Here is a 20,768-nt window from a genome sequence, read left to right as displayed (position 1 = left end):
GATAGAGAGGCTCTATCGCGTGGACCTCACGCCAGCGATTTCGCCAGCTGTTCGGCCTCGGCAACCAAGGCCGTGGCGAGGGGAGTCATGGGCTCGCGCGGCGGCACCACGAGCCCGATCCCGTGCACTGCCTCGGGCTCGACGATGGGGATCGAGCGCAGGTGCTCGGTCAGTCCCAACGTATCGGCCAGCTTCTCCGGCATCACGCTGGCCCAGCGGCCGGTGCGCACATGCGAAAAAAGCACGATCATCGAATTGGATTCGAGCGTCGGATCGGAGCGTTCGCCGACGGCGCCCAGCAGCTGGTCGATGATGCGCCGGTTCTGCATGTCGGGCGTGAGCAGGCAGAGCGGGATCCGGCCGACCTCCGCCCATGTCACGCGGGCGCGGTCGCCGAGCGGGCTGTTCTCCGACGTTAGCAGCCGGTACTGCTCCAGGTAGAGCGGTACCGCCCGCAGGCGTCCCAGCGGTTCGTTGTCGGTATAGGTCAAGCCGGCATCGACTTCGAGGTTCTCCAGCATCGAGAGGATCTGGGTCGAGGTCCGCGACAGGACGGTGAACTGCACGTTGGGGTGCTTCGCGCGAAAAGGCGTCGTCAGGGCCGACACCATGGCGAGCGCCGTCGGGATGGCGGCGATCCGCAGGCGGCCGGTCAGGCCTTTGCGCAGCGCCTTGACCTCCTGTCGCATGGCGCGCGTGTCGGCAACGATGGTGCGGGCCCATTCGAGCACACGGTCGCCTTCGGCGGTGAAGCCCAGGAACCGCGAGGAGCGCTGCACCAGCATCACGCCCAGCATTTCTTCCAGGTGCTTGATGCCGGCCGAGAAGGTCGGTTGCGTGACCCCGCAGATCTCCGCGGCCTTGCCGAAATTTCGCTCCCGCGCCAGCGCCAGAAGAAACTCCAGCTTGTCGATCATGAGGGGCGGGCGGGCGTCATGGCGTACTCAGCCTAGCAGAGGCGGTGCCGGAAAGCGCGCGCCGTAGGTTTCGAGCGGCAGGTCGAGGGCGCGGCAGAGGAAGCTGATCGTGTGGTAGTAGCCCGCCAGCGCGATCGCTTCGAGAATCTGGGCCTCGTCGAAATGGGCGGCGAGCCGGGCCCAGGTTTCGTCGCCGATCGTGCGGCGGTCGACCAGATCGTCGACGGCGGCCAGCAGGGCCTGTTCGTCGGTTGACCAGCAGGGTGCACTGGCCGACCCGTGGACCGTGGCGGCAATCGTCTCCGCATCGAAGCCGACCTTCTCCGCGAAGAAGGCGATATGGACGCCCCATTCGTATTCGGCGCCCAGCCGCGCCGTCGTGCGATCGATCACGACCTCGCGCTGTCGCAGCGAGAGGGCGCCCTTGTCGAGCAGGCCGCCGGCGAACATCTTCCCGAAGACGCGCGGGTTGCGCGCCATCGTGCGGAACAGGACCAGCGGTGCGAAGCCACGGGGCATGGTGCGCGCCAGGGCGGTCGCGATCTCTGCTGGATAGGGCTCTTCGGCAGGAGCGATGCGGGGCATGGCGGATCTCCATCGGGGTTGCTACACATTCCGTAGCAACGAGCGACGCGAGTCGCTACAGAAAATGTAGTAACGGAGTGTAATAGATGGTGAAGAGGGTGCGCGGCTCGACGACCGGTCGCCCGATCATGGCGTTGCTCGACCTGCTGGGCCGGCGCTGGACCCTGCGCATCGTCTGGGAACTGCGCGAGGAGCCGAAGCGCTTCCGCGAGCTGCAGGACCTGATCGGCGCCAGCCCGACCATCGTGAACACGCGACTGGCCGAGCTGCGCGAGGCCAAGCTGGTCGAGCTCGACGAGGCGGTGGGCTACCGGCTCACGGCGCTGGGCAACGAGCTGCTGCGGCTGTTCCTGCCGCTGCACACCTGGTCGGAGAAGTGGGCGAAGGCGACGGCCTAGCCGCCGCCCGCCTCATTTCAGGAACGGATTGTCGCTGCCTCGGCCCTTGCGGCGCGGCGGGAAACTCTCGGCGAGATAGTCGACGATCTCCGTCCGTTCCTCGGCCTTGATCGGCGGCATGCGATGCTTCTCCAGCATCAGGTCGATGGTCGAATCCCAGAGGTCGCGCGTGAGGCCCTGCGCCTTGATCAGCGCGACGCCGTGGCAGGCCGTGCACGTATAGAACGTCAGCTCGCGGTTCTTGCCCTCGGGCAGGTTCTCGACCGTGTCGTTGTGTGGCGGCGGCTTGCCCTTGTCGGGATCGACGACGGCCGGCGCCGCGGCGACCTTGGGCGCCGGCGGCGCGTAGACGTACTTGTCCCTGTGCAACTCGCCGGCGCGATCGAAGGCGAGCAGCACGAACGTCGCCGTCAGGCCGAGGACGGCGGCGTGTATCACGTTGATGCGGGTCAAGATTCGACGAGCACGCGGATGCGGTTGACCGGATTGGCCCCGTAGCCCTGCGGGTTCCAGTTGGCGGCCTGGAAGGGCTGGGTCACGCCCTTGCTGTCGGTCGCCTTGACCCAGACTTCGTAGTAGCCCGCCGTCGGCAGCTCGATCGAGGCGGTGAAGTTCTGCCAGGCATACTTGTTGGCCGGGGCGTCGACCTTCGCGGGCTTCCACGTGACGCCGTAGTCGGTCGAGATGTCGACGGTCTTGATGTCGAAGTCGCCGGCCCAGGCATGACCGCGCAGGTCGAGCTTGCGCGAGGTGAGGCGGCTGCCGTCGGCCGGGAAGGTGATGATCGAGCGGACCGGCATCGATTCCAGGATCGCCATGTCCTTGTCGTTGCCCTTGCTGCCGGGGACGATCGGCGTCTTCGGCACGCGGTAGGAAAAGCCGCCCATGCCGGGACCGTCATGTTCCTTGTCGCGGATCCAGATGCGGTTCAGCCACTTGGTCGACGCCGAGGCGGGCCAGCCCGGAATGACGAGGCGGACCGGGGCGCCATGGATCAGCGGCAGGTCCTGACCATTCAGCTTGAAGGCGATCAGCGAGTGTTCCTCCATCGCCTTGGCGATCGGCACGCCGCGCGAGATGGTCGGCTTGTTGGTTTCGCCGGCCAGGGTCGGATCGGCGCCATAGGCGCCGGTATAGACGGCGGAGGGCTTCAGGCCGGCGGCCTTCAGCACGTCGGCCAGGCGCACGCCGGTCCACATCGGGCAGCCCGCGCCGCCGTTGGTCCACTGGTTGCCACGCGCTTCCGGCGTGAAGAAGGACCGGCCGTTGCCGCCGCACTCCAGCATCAGCTGGTAGGTGACGGCCGGAAACTTGGTCATCAGGTCGCCGACGCTGATCTCCAGCGGCGTGTTGACCTCGCCGTCGATCTTGACCTTCCACACCTTGGGGTCGCCCGTGACATCGGGCACCTGTCCGTTGTTGCGGATGAAGAGCTTGTTGGTCGGCGTGACATTGTCGTCGAGCAGTTCGGCCTGCGTCTCGGCGACGAGCGGCTTGTCGCCCAGAACCGCAAGCTTCGCCTTGCCGTCCATCTCGAGCAGCTTCGGTCCCTTGGCGGCCGCCGGCGCGCCCTGCGCCCGAGCCGCGCCGCTCACCGGCAAAGAAGCCCCCAACGATGCACCGACAGTGGCCATCCCGACCCCCTTCAGCACATTACGGCGTGACGCCTTGGACGTTCCGGAATGAAGCATTTTTATTCCTCCCTTAGGAGGTCTTATTAGCTCAAGCGCGCCGCCGCGTCAGCCAGCCGGACAGGATCAATGCACAGGCTGCGACCGTGACGATGAGGGTGGCGAGCACGTTGATCTGCGGGTCGACGCCCAGACGCACGCTGGAATAGACGCGCATCGGCAGGGTCTGCGACTGCGCGCCGGCCACGAACTGTGTCAGGATCAGATCGTCCAGCGACAGAGTGAAGGCGAGCAGCCAGCCCGAGCCGACGGCCGGCGCGATCAGGGGCAGGGTGATGGTGCGGAAGGTCACCCAGGGCGTGGCGCCGAGATCCATCGCGGCCTCTTCCAGTGCGCGGTCGAAGTCGGAGAGACGGGCCTGTACCACGATGGCCACGAAGGCGATCGAGAAGGTCGTGTGGGCGATGGCGATTGTGAGGAAGCCGCGATCCGGTCCGCCAAACAGCCGCTCCGAACCGACGAACAGCAGCAGCATCGAGATGCCCATGACGACTTCCGGCATCACCATGGGGGCGACCACGAGGCTGCCGAACAAGGTACGCCCTGGGAAGCGCGGTGCGCGCACGAGCGCGTAGCCGGCGGCGAGACCGAGCAGCGCCGCGCCGGTGGCGCTCACCAGGGCGATGCGCAGCGACAGCCACGCGGCCTGCAGCATCGCCTCGTTGGCGAACAGCGCGTGCCACCATTTCAGGGAGAAGCCCGACCAGACGGTGACGAGGCGCGACTCGTTGAACGAATAGACGATCACCAGCGCGATCGGCAGATAGAGGAAGGCGTAGCCGAAGGCCAGCATGCCGAAGGCAAGGCGCGCGCGGCCCCTCATGCGCGACCTGTCATGCGAAAGCGCTCATGTGCGCCGCTCCAGGCTGCGCGCCTGGTTGCGCTGGAACAGCGCGATCGGTCCGACCAGCAGCACCAGCAGGCAGACCGCGACCGCCGAGGCCAGCGGCCAGTCGCCGTTGGTGAAGAACTCGTCCCACAGCACCTTGCCGATCATCAGCGTCTCGGTGCCGCCCAGCAGGTCCGGGATCACGAATTCGCCGACCGCCGGGATGAAGACCAGCAGGCAGCCCGCCACGATGCCGGGGAGCGACAGCGGCAGGGTGATGGTCAGGAGAGCCATGAAGGGCTTGGCGCCGAGATCGGCCGCGGCTTCGAGCAGGCTGTCGTCGAGCTTCTCCAGGGTGGCGTAGAGCGGCAGCACCATGAAGGGCAGGTAGGCGTAGACGATGCCGAGATGCACCGCCCATTCGGTACCGAGGATGGTGCCGGGATTGGCGGCGAGGCCGGTCCAGCGCAGGAACTGCTCGATCAGTCCGTTGTCGGCCAGGAGGCCCATCCAGGCGTAGATGCGGATCAGGAACGAGGTCCAGAAGGGCAGCACGACCAGCATCAGCAGCAGCGGGCGCCGGTTGGGCGCGGCGCGGGCGATGGCGTAGGCCATGGGATAGCCCAGCAGCAGGGCCACCAGGGTCGACGTCGCGGCGATGCGCAGCGATGAGAGCCAGGCCGCCAGATAGAGATCGTCGGAGAAGAGCAGCGCGAAACTCTTGAAGCTGAGGCCCAGCTCGACCGGCGGCACCGAATCGGGCGCGTAGGTTCCCAGCGAGATGGCCAGCACCAGGAGGCAGGGCAGCAGAAAGAAGATCCCGAGCCACAGGAAGGGCAGGCCGACGACGAAGCGCATCGCCTACAGTCCTTCCATTTGTATTGACCCACTTACCTCATCCTGAGGAGCGCCGCGAAGCGGCGCGTCTCGAAGGATGGGCAACAGGCAAGGTGCGCGTTCCCACCCTTCGAGACGCATCGCTGCGCGATGCTCCTCAGGGTGAGGTCGGTGTTGGAATGCTCGGCTCGATTCCATCTCGCCCATTGGCGCTCTAGGCCTCCAGCCGCTGGCCGGCCTCGTCCGACCAGCCCAGCCAGACGGGCTGGCCGCGTGCGAAGGCGTCTCCGGCGGCGCGGCTGGTGTTGGTCGTCGAAACGGTCATCGTGCCGTGGGCTTCGGTTTCGACATGATGGAGCGAGCGGTCGCCCTCATAGGCGACGTCGGCGATCCGGCCGGTGACGGTTTGCGGCAGGGCGGGCCGCTCGGCCGAGAGCGTGATCTTCTCCGGGCGCAGCGCCATCCAGCCGCCGCCGTCGAGCGTGATGATGTTGGCGATGCCGATGAAGTCGGCCACGAAGCGCGAGGCCGGATGCTCGTAGACCTCGTGCGGCGTGCCGATCTGGGCGATGCGGCCGGCATTCATCACGGCGAGCCGGGTCGCCATCGACATTGCCTCTTCCTGGTCGTGCGTCACCATCACGAAGGTGAGACCGAGCTGCTCCTGCAGGCGCACCATCTCGAAGCGCGTGCTCTCGCGCAGCTTGCGGTCGAGCGCCGCCAGCGGCTCGTCGAGCAGCAGGAGCTTGGGCCGTTTCACCAGCGCCCGCGCCAGCGCCACCCGCTGGCGCTGGCCGCCGGAGAGCTGCGACGGCTTGCGCCTCGCATGGTCCTGCAGATGCACGAGGGTCAGGATTTCCGCGACCCTCTCCGCGATCTCCGGGCCTTTGACCCCGTCGCGGCGCAGCCCGTAGCCCACGTTGGACGCCACATCCATGTGCGGGAACAGGGCATAGGACTGGAACATCATGTTCACCGGCCGCCGGTAGGGCGGCACGTCGGTCATGTCCTGGCCGTCGATGAACAGCCGGCCCTCGTCGGGCGTCTCGAACCCGGCCAGCATGCGCAACAGGGTGGTCTTGCCGCAGCCCGAGCCGCCCAGCAGCGCGAACAGCTCGCCGCGCGCGATCTCCAGATCGACGCGATCGACGGCGACGATCGGCCCGAAGCGTCTGGTCAGTCCCTCGATGCGGACGATCGGTCCTGAATCCAATTCAACGGCCCGTCTTGATGGTCGTCCACAGCCGCGTGCGTTCCCGCACCTGTTCGGCGGTGCCGGCCGTGATGGTGTAGAACTTGGCGCGCACGTCGGCCGGCGGGTAGATCAGCGGACTCTCCGAGATGTCCTTGGGCAGCAGGGCGAAAGCGGCCTTGTTGCCGTTGGCGTAGCCCGTGAGCTCGCTCGACGCGGCGGCGACCTTGGCCTCCAGCATGAAGTCCAGGAAGCGATAGGCATTGGCCTGGTTGGGCGCGTCCTTCGGAATGGCCACGACGTCGATCCAGAGCTGCGAGCCTTCCTTGGGGATCGAATACTCGATGTCGACCTTGCTGGCGGCCTTGGCGCCGCGGTCGCGCGCCTGGAAGACGTCGCCGGAATAGCCGAAGGCCAGGCAGATGTTTCCGCCGGCCAGCGCGTTGATGTACTCCGAGGAATGGAACTTGCGGACGTAGGGCCGCACGGCCTTCACCACGTCGGCGGCCTTGGCGAGATCCTCGGGCTTCTTCGAATCGGGATCGAGGCCGAGATACTTGAGCGCGGCCGGCAGCACGTCGGTGGCGCTGTCGAGCAGCATGACGCCGCAATCCTGGAACTTCGAGACGACCGCCGGATCGAAGATCATGCGCAGCGAATCGACCGGCGCGTCGGGCAGGCGCTTCTTGATCTCGGCGACGTTGTAGCCGATGCCCGTCGTGCCCCACATCCAGGGCACGCCATGGGCGTTGCCGGGATCGTACTTGGCCAGCGCCGTCATGATCTCGGGATCGAGGTTCTTCCAGTTCTTCAGCTTCGCCTTGTCGAGGGGCAGGAAGATATTGGCCTGGAGCTGCCGCACAAAGAACGGCGAGGCGGTCGGCACGACGATGTCGTAGCCCGACCGGCCGGTGCGCAGCTTGGCATCGAGGATCTCGTTGCTGTCGTAGGTCGTGTAGTTGACCTTGATGCCGCTATCCCTGGCGAAGTCCTTCACCTGGTCTTCGGCGATGTAGTCCGACCAGTTGTAGACGTTGACCGAACCCTGCGCGGCGACGGGACCGACAGCGGCGAGGATGAGCAACGAGGCAACGGCAAGCAGACGCATCGGCAACTCCGCAGGATCAGACGCCAAGATACCTGTGCTGCAGGTCCTTGTCCCCGGCCAGGTCCCGGGATGACCCGACCCAGACGACGCGGCCCTTCTCGACGATGTGGTGGCGGTCGGCGAGCGGGATCAGCGCCGACACGTTCTTGTCGATGACCAGGATCGCCTGACCCTCGTTCTTCAGCCGCCCGAGGCAGGACCAGATTTCCTGGCGGATCAGCGGCGCCAGCCCCTCGGTCGCCTCGTCGAGGATCAGCAGCTTGGGGTTGGTCATCAGCGCGCGGCCGATCGCCAGCATCTGCTGCTCGCCGCCGGAGAGCTGGTTGCCCATGTTGCGCTGGCGCTCGGCCAGGCGCGGGAAGAACTCGAAGACCCGCGCGATGGTCCACGGGCTCGGCCGCGCCGTGCGGTTGGCGCTGGCGGCCAAGAGGTTCTCGCGCACCGAGAGGTTGGGGAAGATCTGGCGTCCCTCCGGTACAAGGCCGAGGCCGAGCCGGGCGATGCGGAAGGCGGGCAGGCCCTCGACCCTGTTGCCCTCGAACTCGACCGTGCCGCGGCGCGCCGGCAGCAGCCCCATGATCGTGTGCACGGTGGTGGTCTTGCCCATGCCGTTGCGGCCCATGAGGGTCACGACCTCGCCGGCGTCGACGCGCAGTTCCATGCCGAACAGTGCCTGGCTGGGGCCGTAGAAGGCGTCGAGTTCGCGGACCTTCAGCATCAGCCCATCTCCTCGCCGAGATAGGCCTGACGCACCTCCGGGTTCGCCCGGATCTGGTCGGGCGAGCCGCTGGCGATGGCGCGGCCATAGACGAGGACGGTAATGCGGTCGGCGAGCTGGAACACGGCGTCCATGTCGTGCTCGATCAGCAGCATGGCGTGCTTCTGCTTGAGCGCCTGGAGGAAGCCGATCAGCCGCTGGCTCTCCTCGACGCCCATGCCGGCCATCGGTTCGTCGAGCAGCAGCAGGCGCGGATCGCCGGCCAGTGCCATGGCGATCTCGAGCTGGCGCTGTTCGCCATGGCTGAGCGACGCGGCCAGGGTGCCGGCACGCTCGCCCAGCCCGACCTCTTCGAGCAGGCGGCGGGCGGGGCCGCGCAGGCTTTCGTCGCGCCGCGCATCGGCCAGGAAGCGGAAGGAATGGCCGGCATGGCCCTGCACCGCGAGGGCCACGTTCTCCAGCGCCGTGAACTCGCGCAGCACCGAGGTGATCTGGAAGGAGCGGCCCAGCCCCAGCCGCACCCGCGCATGGGTCGGCAGGCGGGTGACGTCGCGGCCGGCGAAATGGATGGCGCCCGAATCCGGGGCGACGACGCCGGTGAGCTGATGGATCAGGGTGGTCTTGCCGGCGCCGTTCGGGCCGATCAGCGCGTGGATTTCGCCCGGCCGGACGTCGATCGACACGTTGTCGGTCGCCAGCAGGCCGCCATAGCGCTTCACCAGCCCCTCGGTGCGCAGCAGGGGCTCAGTCATGACGGCGTCCCAACAGGGAGTCGATGCCGCCGCGCGCGTAGAGCGCGATCAGGACCAGCAGCGGGCCGAACACGATCATCCAGTATTCGCCCCAGCCCTTGTGGGCGAGGTTGAGGAGCGGCGGCAGCGCCTCCTCCAGCACGAAGAAAGCGATGGTGCCGTAGAGGGGGCCGAACAGCGTGCCCATGCCGCCCAGCACGACGATGACGATCAGGTCGCCCGACTTCATCCACGACATCATCGCGGGCGAGACATAGGCGCCCTCGTTGGCGAGCAGAATGCCGGCGAGGCCGCCGAACGCACCGGAGATCGTGAACGCCGCCAGCCGGTAGCGGAACACCGGGAAGCCGAGCGCCGTCATGCGCAGTTCGTTCGACTTGGCGCCGCGGATCACCAGGCCGAAGCGCGAGTTGGCGTAGCGGCCGCAGAACCACAGGCTGGCGCAGAGCAGGGCGAAGCACAGCCAGTAGAAGCTCGCCTTGTCGCGCAGGTCGATCAGTCCGGGGAAGCGACTGCGGCTGATATTGAGCCCGTCGTCGCCGCCATAGGCTTCGAGGCCGCTGCCCACGTAGTAGACGAGCTGAGCGAAAGCCAGGGTGATCATGATGAAGTAGAGGCCGCGCGTCCGGAGCGACAGCGCGCCGATCACGACGGCCCACGCCGTGGCCGCGAGCAGGGCGATCGGCCACTGGATCCAGCCGCTGGAAATCCCTTCCGCCGACAGGATGCCGACCGCATAGCCGCCGATCCCGAAGAACATCGCGTGGCCGAAGCTCACCAGCCCGCCATAGCCCAGGATCATGTTGAGACTGACCGCGGCGATCGACCAGATGACGATGCGGGTGCCGATCGACAGAAGATAGCGCTGGTCGAATGCCTGGGTGAGCAGCGGCAGGACCGCCAGCACCAGCAGGATCACGGCCGTTGCGATCCCGCGCGGCGTGCGGAGTGAGGAGACGAGGTCCCTCATCGGAGCGCGCCACTCCAGTGGCGCTCATGTGAAGATGCGCCACTGGAGTGGCGCGCTCCGTTGAGGCGAAGGTGCGAGGCCATCATGTGCGCTGCCCGAACAGGCCGGTCGGCCGCCACACCAGCACCACGGCCATCAGAACGTAGACCATAACCTGGGAGATGGCGGGTGCGGCACTCGAGGCGGCGCTGGAACTCATGAAGGTCTTGAGGATGTCGGGCAGGAAGGCGCGGCCCACGATGTCGATCTGGCCGACCACCATGGCGGCGATGAAGGCGCCCTTGATCGAGCCGATGCCGCCGATGACGATGATGACGAGGGCGAGGATCAGGATGTCGTCGCCCATGCCGATCCGCACCGACGCGATAGGGGCGGACATCAGGCCGGCCAGGCCCGCGAACACCGCGCCCAGACCGAAGACCAGGCTGAACAACAGCTCGATGTTGACCCCCAGCGCACCGATCATGCGGCGGTTGGAGGCGCCGGCGCGGATCAGCATGCCGAGGCGCGTGCGCGCCACCAGCCAGGCCAGCAGGATCGCGACGAGCGCGCCCACGACGATGATGGCGAAGCGGTAGGCGGGATAGGGCACGCCCGGCAGGATCTCGATGGTGCGGTTCAGGAAGGGGGGCACCGCGATGCTCTTGCCGGCGGGACCCCAGAGCGCACGCACCAGCTCGTTGAAGAACAGAATCAGGCCGAAGGTCGCCAGCACCTGGGTGAGGTGGTCGCGTGCGTAGAGCTTTCGGATCACCACGGCCTCGACGACCACGCCCAGCAGGAAAGTTGCGGGCAGCGCCAGCAGTGCGCCCAGCACGAACGAATCGGTGACGCCGATCAGGGTCCAGGCGATGTAGGCGCCCATCATGTAGAGCGAGCCGTGCGCCAGGTTGACCAGGTCCATGATGCCCAGAGTCAGGGTCAGGCCGGCGGCGAGCAGGAACATCAGCAGGCCGAGCTGCACGCCGTTCAGCACCTGGAGCAGCAGATATTCCATCTATTCCGTCACGCTCTCAAACAAAACGGGAGCGCGTTGCCGCGCTCCCACTCTTCTCCCTCCCCATTCAGATGGGGAGGAAAGCTATGTCACTTCATCGGGCACTTGGCGGCGAAGGGATCGACCGCGTCCTTCACGGCGGTGGCGATGGTCTTCACCGTCATCATGCCCTGCGGGTCCTTGACCGTTTCCTGGATGTAGAAATTCTCGATCGGGAAGTTGTTGTTGCCGAACTTGAAGTCGCCGCGAACCGACTTGAAGTTCGCCTTCTTCATCTCGGCGCGGACCTTGTCCTTGTTCGACAGGTCACCCTTCAGCGCCTCGGCGGCCGACGCCATCAGCATGATCGCGTCGTAGCTCTGCGCGCCGTAGTAGGACGGATAGGTGCCGTGCTTCTTCTTGAAGTCGGCGACGTACTTCTTGTTGGCCTCGTTCGGCAGGTCGTTGACCCATTCCTGGGCGCCCAGCGTGCCCAGCGCGAGGTCGCCCTGCTGCGGCAGGGTGATCGCGTCGATCGAAAACACCTGGTAGAGCGGCACCGTCTTGTTGAGGCCGGACTGCGCCCATTGCTTCACGAACTGCACGCCGTGCGCGCCGGGGTAGAAGATGAAGATGCCGTCCGGCTTGGCGGCAGCGATCTTGGTCATCTCGGCCGAGAAGTCGAGCTGGTCGGGCCACTTGGTGTAGTCCTCGCTGACGATCTTGCCCTTGTACGTGCGCTTGACGCCCGCGAGCATGTCCTTGCCGGCGGCGTAGTTGGGGCCGACCAGGTAGAGGCTCTTCACGCCCTTGGTGTTGAGATACTCGCCCATCGCCATCGGCGTCTGGTCGTTCTGCCAGGAGGTCGAGAAGAAGTTCTTGTTGCACAGCTCGCCCGCGATCTGCGACGGACCGGCATTGGCCGAAACCAGGATCGTGTCGCCCTCGTCGACCACGGGCTTGTAGGAGGCCAGCAGCACGTTCGACCAGATGTAGCCCCCGATGAAGTTCACCTTGTCCTGCTGGACGAGCTTCTCGGAACGCGCCTTGCCCACGTCGGGCTTGAACTGGTCGTCTTCGTAGATGATCTCGAAGGGCTTGCCGCCCATCTTGCCGCCGAGATGTTCCTTGGCGAGTTCGACGGAGCGGCGCATGTCCTCGCCGATCGCGGCCTGCGGGCCGGAGAACGTGCTGACGAAGCCGATCTTGATCGGGCTCTGGGCCATCGCGGGCAGGCCGAACGCCATCGCCGCCGCAATTGTTGCGGACCCAAACAAACTGTTCTTCATGAGCCGTCGCTCCCTGTTTTCTCTTGGCGGCTATAAAAGCGGAAAATGCAGGGCCCAACAATCGCTTAATGGACGGTCGGCGACGCCCTGAGCGTGGCGAGCGGCAGGGCGGCCGTGGCGGCGATGTCGGCCGGCGCGCCGTCGAGAATCGCCCAGGCGAAGCCCGTACCGGCCGCCTCCCGGCAGGTCGCGCTCGCCACGATCGTGACCTCGCCTTCGCGCGGTGCGCTGCGGCCGAACTGCTCGAGGCGGGAGGCCACGTTCACCGCCTCGCCGATCGCCGTGTAGTCGACCCGCCCGGCAAAGCCGATATTGCCGACCAGCACCGTCCCGGTATGCAGGCCGATGCGCATGCGGCAGGCGTGCAGGCCGCGCGCCCGCCGCTCCCGGTTGAAGGCCTCGACCTCCTTGGCGACGGCCAGCGCCCCCTGGCAGGCGATCCGGGCATGGTCGGGGATGGAGTCGGGTGCTCCCCAGAAGGCCATGAGCCCGTCGCCGATATACTTGTCGATGGTGCCGCCGCTCGCCTCGATGGCCGGTCCGATGCGCGACAGGAGCGCGTTCAGGTAGGCCGCCGTCTCGGCGGCCGGACGGTCGCGCGCGTAGCCGCTGTAACCTTCGAGATCGCTGAACAGGATGGTGACGGCGCGATCCTCGTTGACCGGCAGGCTGCCCTGCTGCGTGGTCAAACGTGCCACCAGCGCGCGCGGCAGGTAGGTCGCCGACAGTTTGAGTCCGCGGGCCATGCGTTCGAAGGCAAGGTTGGCGCGGCTGATCTCGCGCACGCGGCTGCGGGGCAGGGCGGGCACGCTGTCGAACGCGAGCCGTTCCACGGCGCTCGCCGCCCCGGCCAGCGCCAGGATGGGCTCTGCCAGGCGCCGGCCGAGATAGATGGCGGCCAGCCCGGTGAGGATCATCAGCAGGCCGCCGGCGATCAGGATGCCGCGCACGATCCAGCGCGCCCACGCCGATTCACGGCCGGCCTCGTGGTAGCCCACCACCAGTTCGGCGGGCGCATAGGCTTCCACGCTGCGCCGTATCCAGGCGAAGGATCGCTCGCCCACCCAGTTCCAGTGGCCGTCGACGCGGGCCTCCGGCCGGTCCCAGGACAGCGGATTGGGATCGGGTGCCCACATGACGGCGAGCACCGGGTCGCCGACTTCCTCCAGAGTGACCAGACGGGTCTGGGCGCGGGCATCGCCATTCAGCGTCTTTGCAAGCTTGGGATGGGCCAGCACCTCGTTTCGGCCCGCCAGGATGAACGGCGTGCGCTCGCCGGTGAGCTCGATCTCCTTGAGGAAGCGCGACAGGTCGGTCGTGCCGATCGCCGCGCCGATGACACCGCGGAACTCGCCGCGCACGCGGACCGGCACGATGATTGGCAGGATCGGCTCGCCCACGACGAACGACCAGACGGGCTCACCCCAGCCGGGACCGTCCATGGTGCGAGCCCGCGCCAGCAGCGCCTCGGCCCCGCGCACGTTCTCACGCCGCTCCGGCCGCATGGTGCGGTCGGCGCGCACGAAGCGTGTGGGCTCGCCTTCCGTCGGCAACACGACGAAGCCGACGGTCTGCGGCACCGCCGCCAGCGTGCCCAGCGCGAAGATGCGCCACTGCTCGCGGTCGTCGAAATCGATCTCGCCGCGGGCGATGGCCTCGCTGAGATAGGTGAGCTGGCTCTGCACGGGCCTGAGATGCGCCTCGAGCCGGCGCTCGATCAGGTCGATGGTCACTTCGGCGCGCTGCAGGGACGAGGCGTCGAGGTTGCTCTGCGCTGCCAGCCACGCGACGACGATCACGGGTGCGATGGAGACGAAGACCAGGCCGACCATCAACGCCGGCAGCAGCCGCGCGATCGGCCAGCCGGGCGTCTCGGACTTCTTCGGAAGATCCATGGACTCTCATGCTTCCACGAAGCCGGGACGAAATAGTGGCGCGTCAGGCGCCTAGCCTACACAATAACTTGATTGCCGGGCGGCGACTCGCATCCCATCCAGCGGGTCCGGCCTTCAATGCCGGCTTTGAGCGCGAGAGCCGAGAAGCCGTGCGCGGACCAGAAGCGGAGAGCGCCCCTGTTCATGCCGTTGACGCCAACGTGAAACGATCGTGCCTCGCGCGCGCGCGCCGCAGACAACCAGGTTCCAAGAAGCAACGAGCCCACGCCGCGGCGCTGCAATCGGGGCAGCAGGTTCATATGCAGATGCGCGGGATAGCGCGTCGCGATCTCGACCGGCGTCGGGACAGGATGGTGGATCGTCGAGGCGCGGCGCTGGTCTGCGGTTTGCCTGTCGGGAGGCACGTCGACCGGATCGGCGTAGCATCGGCGGAGTGGGGGCCACCAGTCGCGCTCCAGTCTCTCTTCCCAGGCGGCTGTGTCGACGACACCGGCGACGAAACCCGCAACGCCGTTACGATCCTCCACGATCCAGGCGAGGCCGGGTTCGAGCAATACATAGGGCGCGATGTAGATGTGCCCCATCATCTTCGGATCGCGATAGAGGTGCGAGGCGTCCGCACCGGCGTGACCCGTCGCCAAAGAGATCGCGTAGCAGGCCTCGAGATCGGCTGCCTTGAAGGGGCGAATCTGCGGAGCGTCGCTCACCAGTTCGAAATGAAGAAGCAGGGTTGTGAGTTCCTCTCTCTTGTCATCCTGAGCGCAGCGAAGGATCTCGCGCTCGCTACGGAGTCCTTCGGTCGTTCGGCAAGGTCCTTCGCTGCGCTCAGGACGAAATCATCTGACTAACCCCGCAGCTTGAAGCGCTGGATCTTGCCGGTGGCGGTCTTCGGCAGCTCGGGCACATACTCGACCCAGCGCGGATATTTGTAGGGCGCCAGGGTCTTCTTGCAGTGGGCCATAAGCGCGTCGGTCAGGGCCGCACCCGCATCGCCCGGCTGCTTGAGCACGACGATCGCCCTGGGCTTGATCAGTCCCTGCTCATCGGCATGGCCGATGACGGCTGCCTCGAGGATGGCGGGGTGCCCCACCAGGCAGTTCTCGATTTCGACCGGCGAGCACCAGATGCCGCCGACCTTCAGCATGTCGTCGCTGCGGCCCTCGTAGATGAAATAGCCGTCCTCGTCCTCGCGATAGGTGTCGCCGGTGTTCAGCCAGCCGTTGACCATCGTTTCGGCGGTCTTCTCGGGCTTGTTCCAGTAGTACTTCGCGGCCGACTCCGCCTTGATCCACAGGCGACCGCTTTCGCCCTTCGCGACCGGATCTCCGTTCTCGTCGAGGATGCGGACCTCGTAGCCCGGTACCGGCTTGCCGCTGGTGCCCGCCCGGAAATCGTCGAGCCGGTTGCCGATGAAAATGTGCAGCGCCTCGGTCGAGCCGATGCCGTCCAGGATGACCGTCCCGGTCTGTTCCTTCCAGCGGCGGAACATGTCGCCGGGCAGCGCCTCGCCCGCCGAGACGCAGGCGCGCAGGCTGGAAAGGTCCCGCGTGCCGGTTTCGAGGGCCGCAAGCTGCGCGGCATAGAGTGTCGGCACGCCGTAGAAGATCGTCGGCCTGAAGGTCTCGATGTTGGAGAAGGTCGTCTCCGGCGTCGGGCGACGGTCGTCGAGGACGGCGGTGCCGCCAACCCACAGCGGAAAAGTCATGCCGTTGCCCAGGCCATAGGCGAAGAAGAGCTTGGCGGCGGAGTAGCAGATGTCCTGTTCGGTGACGCCCAGCACGCACACGCCGTAGAGCTCGCTGGTGACCACCATGTCGCGCTGGGCGTGGACCGCGCCCTTGGGCCTTCCGGTCGAGCCCGACGAATAGAGCCAGAAGCAATCGTCGTCCGGAGCGGCGAGCCGGGCCTCGAGCGTGGGCGGGGCCGTCGCCATCTCGGCCAAAAAGGCATCGACCGTCATCGCCTTCGGCGCCCTGGCCCCGAGCTGCCTCAGCGCCGGCTCGATCTCAGCGGTGAACTCTGAAGAATAGGCGACGAGCCCACACCCGGAATCCTCGATCATGTAGGCATAATCGGGGGCCCGCAGCAGGGTGTTGGGCGGCACCGGCACGATGCCCGCTTTGATGGCTCCCCAGAAGAGATAAAAGAAGGCCGGACAGTCCTTCACCACCATCAGCAGCCGGTCGCCGGGCCTGAGGCCGAGCGCGAGCAATGCGTTGCCGGCCCGGTTCACGCGCCCCGCGAGCTCCGCATAGGTCACGGTTTCCTCGCGCGTCAGGATGGCGGCCTTCTCGCCTCGGCCTTCCGCCAGGTGACGGTCGATGAACGGCAGCGCGACGTTGAAGCGCGGCGGCAGCTGGACGGCATGCGTCGACGAAAAGGAAATGCCTGAGGGAAGCGCCATTGTCGGGACCCGGAACGATTCAGGAGCCTCTTCGATACTGATCGGCCGAGGGGATCGCAACGCCTGCGGCCGTCCGGCGTTGTCAGGCCGCAAAACCCAGAACGGATTTCCCATGAAGCAAGGCGTCGTCTTCGTTGTCGCTTCCGCGGTACTGCTGGCGGCCGTGGCCACAGCGCACGTGATGGCCCCGCTGCCGGATGGCGGGCCTCTTCAGGCATCGGCCAAGGCAGCGATGGCAACGGAAGCAGCCTCGCCTGCTCCCAGGCCGGTCGCCGAGACGACGGGATCCCGGCCTCTGATCGAGGTCCGCCACGCGCCGGTGCCGCTGCAGATGCGCGAACGGCCGCCGGTGGTGCTGCCTGCGGGGCTCGAACCCGTCTCGGTCACGACTGCCCCGACCGCCTCTCCGGAAGAGGGTGAGGGGCGGAGCTTCGCCAAGACAGCCATCGAGGCGGATGGCTACAAGACCGTGAAAAGTATCGTGGCGGGGCCGGATGGCACGTGGCGGGCAAGGGCGCTGCGGGGAACGGCTGAAGTCACGGTGACCGTCGACCGCGATGGGCGGGTTTCCGCCGACTGAATTTCTCGCAACCCCCGGCCCTCCGCGGCGTTACGGTAGGGTAGCCTTTGGCGGTCTATGGACCGTCCCTCTCCCCCGAGGGGCTGCAGAAGCCCGTCCTGGCGACCGTCAGGACGGGCTTTCCTTTGAATGCCGCATTCAGCACCTACAAAAGAAAAGCCCGCCGGGTGACCGGCGGGCTTCTTCGTTTCGGCCTGGAAACGTCAGAAGGTGAGCGTCACGCCGCGATCCGTCGTGACCGAGAGACCGTCACCCGCCGCTTTGGGCAGCGGCTGAGCGGGCACCGCCCGGATGCTGACGGCGTTGGCAGGGGCGCCCTGGCGGACCAACTCCTGCTTCACGGCATTTGCATAGTCCGCGCGCCCTTCGATCCGGATGGGAGCCTGTCTGGCCGCCTCGGCAGCTGACCGAACAGTTTCCAGAGCGGAGGCGGGAACGCGGGTCGAATCGCTTTCCATGAACACCATGTGGTTGGACCGCACGACCGGCGTCGCCGCAGGCGCTGACGCAAGGTCCTGAGCCATGGCGGACAGCGGCATCAGGGCGAGGCCACCAATGACGAGGGCTGTGCTGAGCTTTTGCATGATCGAGGCTCCTTCGTTTGTACCTGATCAACGCAAAAGCCACAGGGGAAGTTTCCTGCAAAATCAGCACAACAAAAGCGCTGCGGTCGCGTTCTATCGAGTCGGTCAGTGATTTGCTGCGTCGCTCCCCCTTCCTGCAGTATGCTCCGGCATACCCAGGTGTAAAAGGTGAGGAGATCGATCATGTCGGAAGAACGGAAGAAGGTGGTGCAACGCTTCAAGGACCGGCTTGCGCACCTGGAATCTGAAGCGGTCTCGAGCGCGTCACACTGGCATCTGTTTCATCTGCACAATGCGCTGAACGCGTTGCCCGATGATCACCTTGCCGCCGACCTTCATCTCGACGAGTTCGACCGCGCCGACTTGGCCAAGGAGTTTCCGGAAATGGAAGCGGACAGGCCTCCGAGCGCATCGGAAATCCGCAACCGGTTCGACATGCTTGCGGGCGGACTGCTGTAACCCGAAGGGGGCGTCAGGCCTGTTTGCCCATTCCTTCGTCGCGCCATTCGCGGCGCATGCGTTCGACCTCGGTTTCGCTCGGGCGGTAGGCCGGGGCGTCCGGGTCGAACGTTTTCCAGCCCTGGTCGCGCCACGTCGCGGCGCGCGCCGCGACGTCCACCGGCCGATGGATGGACAGCAGGCCTTCGACGCGTCCCACCTCGTCCTCGGGGACGCGCACGGAGACCAGCGTGCCGCCCCGGCGGACGGATTCCGATAGAACCGCCGCTTCTTCCTCGTCGATGCCTGCGCCGATCAGGGCGCCCATCAGGCCGCCGGTGGCGACGCCCGCGGCGGTGCCCACCGCCATTGCCGCCAGCCAACCCGCTGCAACGACAGGGCCGACGCCGGGGATCACCAGAAGTCCGAGTCCGGCGAGGAGGCCGACGCCTCCTCCTACGACACCGCCGATGCCGGCCCCTGCGGCCGCGTCGGAGACGGGCTCATGCTCGCCGCTCACATGTTTGTTCGCGATGATGCTCACATTCGATGAAGCGATGCCGGCCTTCTCGATCGCTTCCATGGCCGCCCGAGCTTGAGCGTAACTGTCGTATGACCGGCTAACCGTCTTCATCACGCTCTCCCTGTCGAGGTCAGATGAAACAAGCCGGGGCCCGGCGGGTTCCGTTCAATTCGGTTGTCTGACAAATCGCTTCTTGTGAAACCTTAGCCGGTCTGTACGGTTTCTGACTTAGAGCTTAGTAGACAGGCTGCATCATGCGTGTCGTCAAACTTGTCGCCATTCTCGTCCTCCTGATGTTCGGGCCACCGGCCATCGCTCGGGACATCATCTCCTCGGACATCTATCCGGCGAGCTACCCGACCGTGCGGGCCACTGCGTATATGGGCGATCTGATTCGCCAACGGAGCGGCGGGCGACTCATCCTGTCCAATCTCGGCGCCGGCGACCAGGATACCGAGAACTACACCCTGGCGCAGCTCCGCAACGGCACGCTCGACATGGCGCGGATCGATCTCAACACACTGAACAGCACGGTGCCGGATACGATCGTCCTGACGCTTCCCTATCTCTTCCGCTCGACCAAGCACGAGCGCAACATTCTCGACGGACCGATCGGCGAGGAAATTCTCGCGTCTTTGGAGAGTACCGGCGTCATCGGCCTCTGCTTCTACGATGGCGGCGCGAAATCGACTTACGGCACGAAGCCGATCCGGTCGCCAGCCGACTTGAGCGGCGTGAAGTACCGCACCCAGCCATCCTCCAGCTGGGAAGGGATGCTGCGTGCCTTCGGAGCCCAGCCGGTGCCGATGCCTCAGTCGCGGGTGGCGGCTGCCATGCGCACGGGCGTCGTCGAGGCAGCTGACGGAAGCTGGTCGTCATTCGTCGCGATGCAGCATCATCTTGTGGCGAAGAGCTTCAGTCTGACGGAGCATGCACGGCCGCCGAGCGTGCTGCTTTTCTCACGCCTGGTCTGGGAGACGCTCTCGCCGGAGGACAGGACGATCGTCCGCACCTCCGCCCGCGAGTCGGTCGCCTTCTATCGGCAGCTGTGGGACGAAAGCGAAGCTTCTGCCCGCCGCACGGCAGAAGCCGCCGGCGTGCTGACCGTGAGTGACATCGATTACGAGGGATTTGCTGCGGCCCTGGTCCCGTTTCACGCGGCCGCGGTGCCGACCGCCAGGCTCGCGGCGATGATCGAGCGGATCAAGGCCGAGGCGGTACCATAGACCGCACGTTCCGACCGGCCCCTACCTCAGGGCGTTTCGCAGCGGATCGCTGGAGAGTTGCATCAGACCGCCGAACGGCAGGCCGAGTTCGAGGATCAGGTAGAAGGCGGCCGATGCGGAAACGATGCACATCGCGATCACGACGAACAGGGTTGGATTGGGCGGCGCCGAGAGGCTGAAAATCCCGAAGATGAACATCAGCCATATGATCAGCACGATCAGGAAGGTGTTGGAGATCGAATCCATGGGCTGGGCGAAGAGCGCGAGCTGTGTCTGGGCGAGGTCGGCGCTGACCTGAAGGGCCCGGGCATGCAGCGCGCGCTGGCGATCGTTGGTCGGCCGCATTTCCTGCAGCATGAACAGCACTTCCTCTTCCGGCGCCCTGGTGTCGTCGGACTTGACGCCGCGCGCGATGGCCTGCTCGCGCCAGATCGAATCGATGATCGGCTGAATCTCGGCGCGCAAGGCGTCCCGAACAGGCTGCGCCTCCGGCCCATAGCTCCTGAGAACCCGGTCGAGTTCGGTGATATCGGCCGTCATGCGGCTGACCAGGCTGCTGCTGCGCTCGAACGACGTGCGGGTCGAGGCGAAGAGGAGGGCGAGGACGAGTGCCGACATGGTCGCGACCAGCGCGATCGAGAGCTTGATCACGTCCTTGGAATCGCCGCTCACGTGATGCTCGGGCAGGCGGCTGCGGATGAGGGCCCCGCAGATCGCACTGGCCATGATGCAGGCGAAGGCGACGGCGGCAAACTGGATGGGACTCAACGGGCGGACCTCATGATGGCTGGATCTCAGCCGGCACAAAGTGCCCGACCGAACCGTTGCGGCACAATGCGGGGAATTTACGCGCTCC

At 66.4% G+C, this 20,768-nt stretch carries 23 protein-coding genes and 1 tRNA gene; 3 read left to right on the top strand and 21 right to left on the bottom strand.

Translation table 11 applies throughout. From position 1 onward, the window contains the following. Positions 1-26: 26 nt before the first annotated feature. The gene (locus ACO07K_RS15570) at positions 27-917 is read right to left on the bottom strand and encodes a LysR family transcriptional regulator (protein WP_422029323.1); all 891 of its coding nucleotides are present in this window, start codon (positions 915-917) and stop codon (positions 27-29) included. A gap of 27 nt (positions 918-944) precedes the next feature. Continuing rightward, on the bottom strand, positions 945-1,502 hold the full coding sequence (locus ACO07K_RS15565; RefSeq protein WP_422029321.1) for a carboxymuconolactone decarboxylase family protein: 558 nt from the start codon (positions 1,500-1,502) through the stop codon (positions 945-947). A gap of 86 nt (positions 1,503-1,588) precedes the next feature. On the opposite strand from ACO07K_RS15565, the gene ACO07K_RS15560 reads away from it, so the two are divergent. Further along, positions 1,589-1,900 carry a winged helix-turn-helix transcriptional regulator gene (locus tag ACO07K_RS15560; protein ID WP_422029319.1) on the top strand — a complete coding sequence of 104 codons (312 nt, stop codon included), beginning with the start codon at positions 1,589-1,591 and terminating at the stop codon, positions 1,898-1,900. A 12-nt stretch (positions 1,901-1,912) separates the two neighbouring features. Here the strand turns inward: ACO07K_RS15560 and ACO07K_RS15555 are convergent, their stop codons facing one another. The 17 genes from ACO07K_RS15555 to ACO07K_RS15475 form a co-directional block, all read right to left on the bottom strand. Then, a complete protein-coding gene (locus tag ACO07K_RS15555; RefSeq protein ID WP_422029317.1) occupies positions 1,913-2,353 on the bottom strand; it encodes a hypothetical protein in 441 nt (146 codons plus the stop codon). Then, the gene (locus ACO07K_RS15550; protein WP_422029315.1) at positions 2,350-3,534 is read right to left on the bottom strand and encodes a sulfite oxidase; all 1,185 of its coding nucleotides are present in this window, start codon (positions 3,532-3,534) and stop codon (positions 2,350-2,352) included. The genes ACO07K_RS15555 and ACO07K_RS15550 overlap by 4 nt, the downstream gene beginning before the upstream one ends. 88 nt (positions 3,535-3,622) lie before the next feature. After that, positions 3,623-4,414 (bottom strand): ABC transporter permease, encoded by a 792-nt coding sequence (locus ACO07K_RS15545; protein WP_422029313.1) that lies wholly within the window; start codon positions 4,412-4,414, stop codon positions 3,623-3,625. A 24-nt stretch (positions 4,415-4,438) separates the two neighbouring features. After that, positions 4,439-5,278, bottom strand: a complete 840-nt coding sequence (locus ACO07K_RS15540) for an ABC transporter permease (RefSeq protein ID WP_422029311.1) — start codon at positions 5,276-5,278, stop codon at positions 4,439-4,441. Positions 5,279-5,471: 193 nt separating this feature from the next. After that, positions 5,472-6,470 carry an ABC transporter ATP-binding protein gene (locus ACO07K_RS15535; protein ID WP_422029309.1) on the bottom strand — a complete coding sequence of 333 codons (999 nt, stop codon included), beginning with the start codon at positions 6,468-6,470 and terminating at the stop codon, positions 5,472-5,474. A gap of 1 nt (position 6,471) precedes the next feature. Then, positions 6,472-7,557 (bottom strand): polyamine ABC transporter substrate-binding protein, encoded by a 1,086-nt coding sequence (locus tag ACO07K_RS15530; protein ID WP_422029307.1) that lies wholly within the window; start codon positions 7,555-7,557, stop codon positions 6,472-6,474. Between the two features lie 16 nt (positions 7,558-7,573). Continuing rightward, positions 7,574-8,275, bottom strand: a complete 702-nt coding sequence (locus ACO07K_RS15525; RefSeq protein WP_422029306.1) for an ABC transporter ATP-binding protein — start codon at positions 8,273-8,275, stop codon at positions 7,574-7,576. Continuing rightward, a complete protein-coding gene (locus ACO07K_RS15520) occupies positions 8,275-9,027 on the bottom strand; it encodes an ABC transporter ATP-binding protein (protein ID WP_422029304.1) in 753 nt (250 codons plus the stop codon). Before ACO07K_RS15520 ends, ACO07K_RS15525 begins: the two co-directional genes overlap by 1 nt. Beyond that, a complete protein-coding gene (locus ACO07K_RS15515; protein WP_422029302.1) occupies positions 9,020-9,997 on the bottom strand; it encodes a branched-chain amino acid ABC transporter permease in 978 nt (325 codons plus the stop codon). Before ACO07K_RS15515 ends, ACO07K_RS15520 begins: the two co-directional genes overlap by 8 nt. 82 nt (positions 9,998-10,079) lie before the next feature. Next, positions 10,080-10,994 (bottom strand): branched-chain amino acid ABC transporter permease, encoded by a 915-nt coding sequence (locus ACO07K_RS15510; RefSeq protein ID WP_422029300.1) that lies wholly within the window; start codon positions 10,992-10,994, stop codon positions 10,080-10,082. A gap of 89 nt (positions 10,995-11,083) precedes the next feature. Continuing rightward, complete coding sequence (locus ACO07K_RS15505; RefSeq protein ID WP_422029298.1) at positions 11,084-12,262, bottom strand: ABC transporter substrate-binding protein; 1,179 nt, start codon at positions 12,260-12,262, stop codon at positions 11,084-11,086. Positions 12,263-12,327: 65 nt separating this feature from the next. Continuing rightward, positions 12,328-14,157: an adenylate/guanylate cyclase domain-containing protein gene (locus ACO07K_RS15500; protein ID WP_422029296.1), complete on the bottom strand. Its 1,830-nt coding sequence runs from the start codon at positions 14,155-14,157 to the stop codon at positions 12,328-12,330. 56 nt (positions 14,158-14,213) lie between these two features. Next, on the bottom strand, positions 14,214-14,864 hold the full coding sequence (locus tag ACO07K_RS15495) for a GNAT family N-acetyltransferase (RefSeq protein WP_422029294.1): 651 nt from the start codon (positions 14,862-14,864) through the stop codon (positions 14,214-14,216). A 137-nt stretch (positions 14,865-15,001) separates the two neighbouring features. Next, complete coding sequence (locus ACO07K_RS15490; protein WP_422029292.1) at positions 15,002-16,561, bottom strand: benzoate-CoA ligase family protein; 1,560 nt, start codon at positions 16,559-16,561, stop codon at positions 15,002-15,004. Between the two features lie 210 nt (positions 16,562-16,771). Beyond that, positions 16,772-16,948 (bottom strand): hypothetical protein, encoded by a 177-nt coding sequence (locus ACO07K_RS15485; protein ID WP_422029290.1) that lies wholly within the window; start codon positions 16,946-16,948, stop codon positions 16,772-16,774. Next, positions 16,912-17,005, bottom strand: a tRNA-Lys gene (locus tag ACO07K_RS15480). Before ACO07K_RS15480 ends, ACO07K_RS15485 begins: the two co-directional genes overlap by 37 nt. A gap of 339 nt (positions 17,006-17,344) precedes the next feature. After that, positions 17,345-17,725, bottom strand: coding sequence for a hypothetical protein (locus ACO07K_RS15475; protein ID WP_422029288.1), 381 nt, complete (start codon positions 17,723-17,725; stop codon positions 17,345-17,347). Between the two features lie 183 nt (positions 17,726-17,908). Between ACO07K_RS15475 and ACO07K_RS15470 the strand changes: the two genes are divergently transcribed. Then, positions 17,909-18,184 carry a hypothetical protein gene (locus tag ACO07K_RS15470; RefSeq protein ID WP_422029286.1) on the top strand — a complete coding sequence of 92 codons (276 nt, stop codon included), beginning with the start codon at positions 17,909-17,911 and terminating at the stop codon, positions 18,182-18,184. Between the two features lie 13 nt (positions 18,185-18,197). Here ACO07K_RS15470 and ACO07K_RS15465 read toward each other — a convergent pair whose 3' ends face one another. Continuing rightward, entirely contained in the window at positions 18,198-18,797 is a 600-nt protein-coding gene (locus ACO07K_RS15465; RefSeq protein WP_422029284.1) for a hypothetical protein, read from the bottom strand. A gap of 143 nt (positions 18,798-18,940) precedes the next feature. Here ACO07K_RS15465 and dctP point away from each other — a divergent pair, with 143 nt between their 5' ends. Beyond that, complete coding sequence (gene dctP / locus ACO07K_RS15460) at positions 18,941-19,912, top strand: TRAP transporter substrate-binding protein DctP (protein WP_422029282.1); 972 nt, start codon at positions 18,941-18,943, stop codon at positions 19,910-19,912. 21 nt (positions 19,913-19,933) lie between these two features. Here dctP and ACO07K_RS15455 read toward each other — a convergent pair whose 3' ends face one another. Further along, the gene (locus ACO07K_RS15455) at positions 19,934-20,680 is read right to left on the bottom strand and encodes a hypothetical protein (RefSeq protein ID WP_422029280.1); all 747 of its coding nucleotides are present in this window, start codon (positions 20,678-20,680) and stop codon (positions 19,934-19,936) included. Between the last annotated feature and the right edge of the window lie 88 nt (positions 20,681-20,768).

This window comes from Reyranella sp. (genome assembly GCF_965228225.1).
Lineage (GTDB): Bacteria > Pseudomonadota > Alphaproteobacteria > Reyranellales > Reyranellaceae > Reyranella.
Note: the sequence above shows the minus strand (reverse complement) of the source record. Positions and strands in the feature narration are given on the sequence as shown.

Bases quoted from the DNA above. Each gene is read 5' to 3' on its own strand.
- ACO07K_RS15570 (WP_422029323.1), bottom strand. From the start codon at position 917: ATGATCGACAAGCTGGAGTTTCTTCTGGCGCTGGCGCGGGAGCGAAAT.
- ACO07K_RS15565 (WP_422029321.1), bottom strand. From the start codon at position 1,502: ATGCCCCGCATCGCTCCTGCCGAAGAGCCCTATCCAGCAGAGATCGCG.
- ACO07K_RS15560 (WP_422029319.1), top strand. From the start codon at position 1,589: ATGGTGAAGAGGGTGCGCGGCTCGACGACCGGTCGCCCGATCATGGCG.
- ACO07K_RS15550 (WP_422029315.1), bottom strand. From the start codon at position 3,534: ATGGCCACTGTCGGTGCATCGTTGGGGGCTTCTTTGCCGGTGAGCGGC.
- ACO07K_RS15545 (WP_422029313.1), bottom strand. From the start codon at position 4,414: ATGAGGGGCCGCGCGCGCCTTGCCTTCGGCATGCTGGCCTTCGGCTAC.
- ACO07K_RS15540 (WP_422029311.1), bottom strand. From the start codon at position 5,278: ATGCGCTTCGTCGTCGGCCTGCCCTTCCTGTGGCTCGGGATCTTCTTT.
- ACO07K_RS15530 (WP_422029307.1), bottom strand. From the start codon at position 7,557: ATGCGTCTGCTTGCCGTTGCCTCGTTGCTCATCCTCGCCGCTGTCGGT.
- ACO07K_RS15525 (WP_422029306.1), bottom strand. From the start codon at position 8,275: ATGCTGAAGGTCCGCGAACTCGACGCCTTCTACGGCCCCAGCCAGGCA.
- ACO07K_RS15520 (WP_422029304.1), bottom strand. From the start codon at position 9,027: ATGACTGAGCCCCTGCTGCGCACCGAGGGGCTGGTGAAGCGCTATGGC.
- ACO07K_RS15515 (WP_422029302.1), bottom strand. From the start codon at position 9,997: ATGAGGGACCTCGTCTCCTCACTCCGCACGCCGCGCGGGATCGCAACG.
- ACO07K_RS15510 (WP_422029300.1), bottom strand. From the start codon at position 10,994: ATGGAATATCTGCTGCTCCAGGTGCTGAACGGCGTGCAGCTCGGCCTG.
- ACO07K_RS15505 (WP_422029298.1), bottom strand. From the start codon at position 12,262: ATGAAGAACAGTTTGTTTGGGTCCGCAACAATTGCGGCGGCGATGGCG.
- ACO07K_RS15500 (WP_422029296.1), bottom strand. From the start codon at position 14,157: ATGGATCTTCCGAAGAAGTCCGAGACGCCCGGCTGGCCGATCGCGCGG.
- ACO07K_RS15490 (WP_422029292.1), bottom strand. From the start codon at position 16,561: ATGGCGCTTCCCTCAGGCATTTCCTTTTCGTCGACGCATGCCGTCCAG.
- ACO07K_RS15475 (WP_422029288.1), bottom strand. From the start codon at position 17,725: ATGCAAAAGCTCAGCACAGCCCTCGTCATTGGTGGCCTCGCCCTGATG.
- ACO07K_RS15470 (WP_422029286.1), top strand. From the start codon at position 17,909: ATGTCGGAAGAACGGAAGAAGGTGGTGCAACGCTTCAAGGACCGGCTT.
- ACO07K_RS15465 (WP_422029284.1), bottom strand. From the start codon at position 18,797: ATGAAGACGGTTAGCCGGTCATACGACAGTTACGCTCAAGCTCGGGCG.
- dctP (WP_422029282.1), top strand. From the start codon at position 18,941: ATGCGTGTCGTCAAACTTGTCGCCATTCTCGTCCTCCTGATGTTCGGG.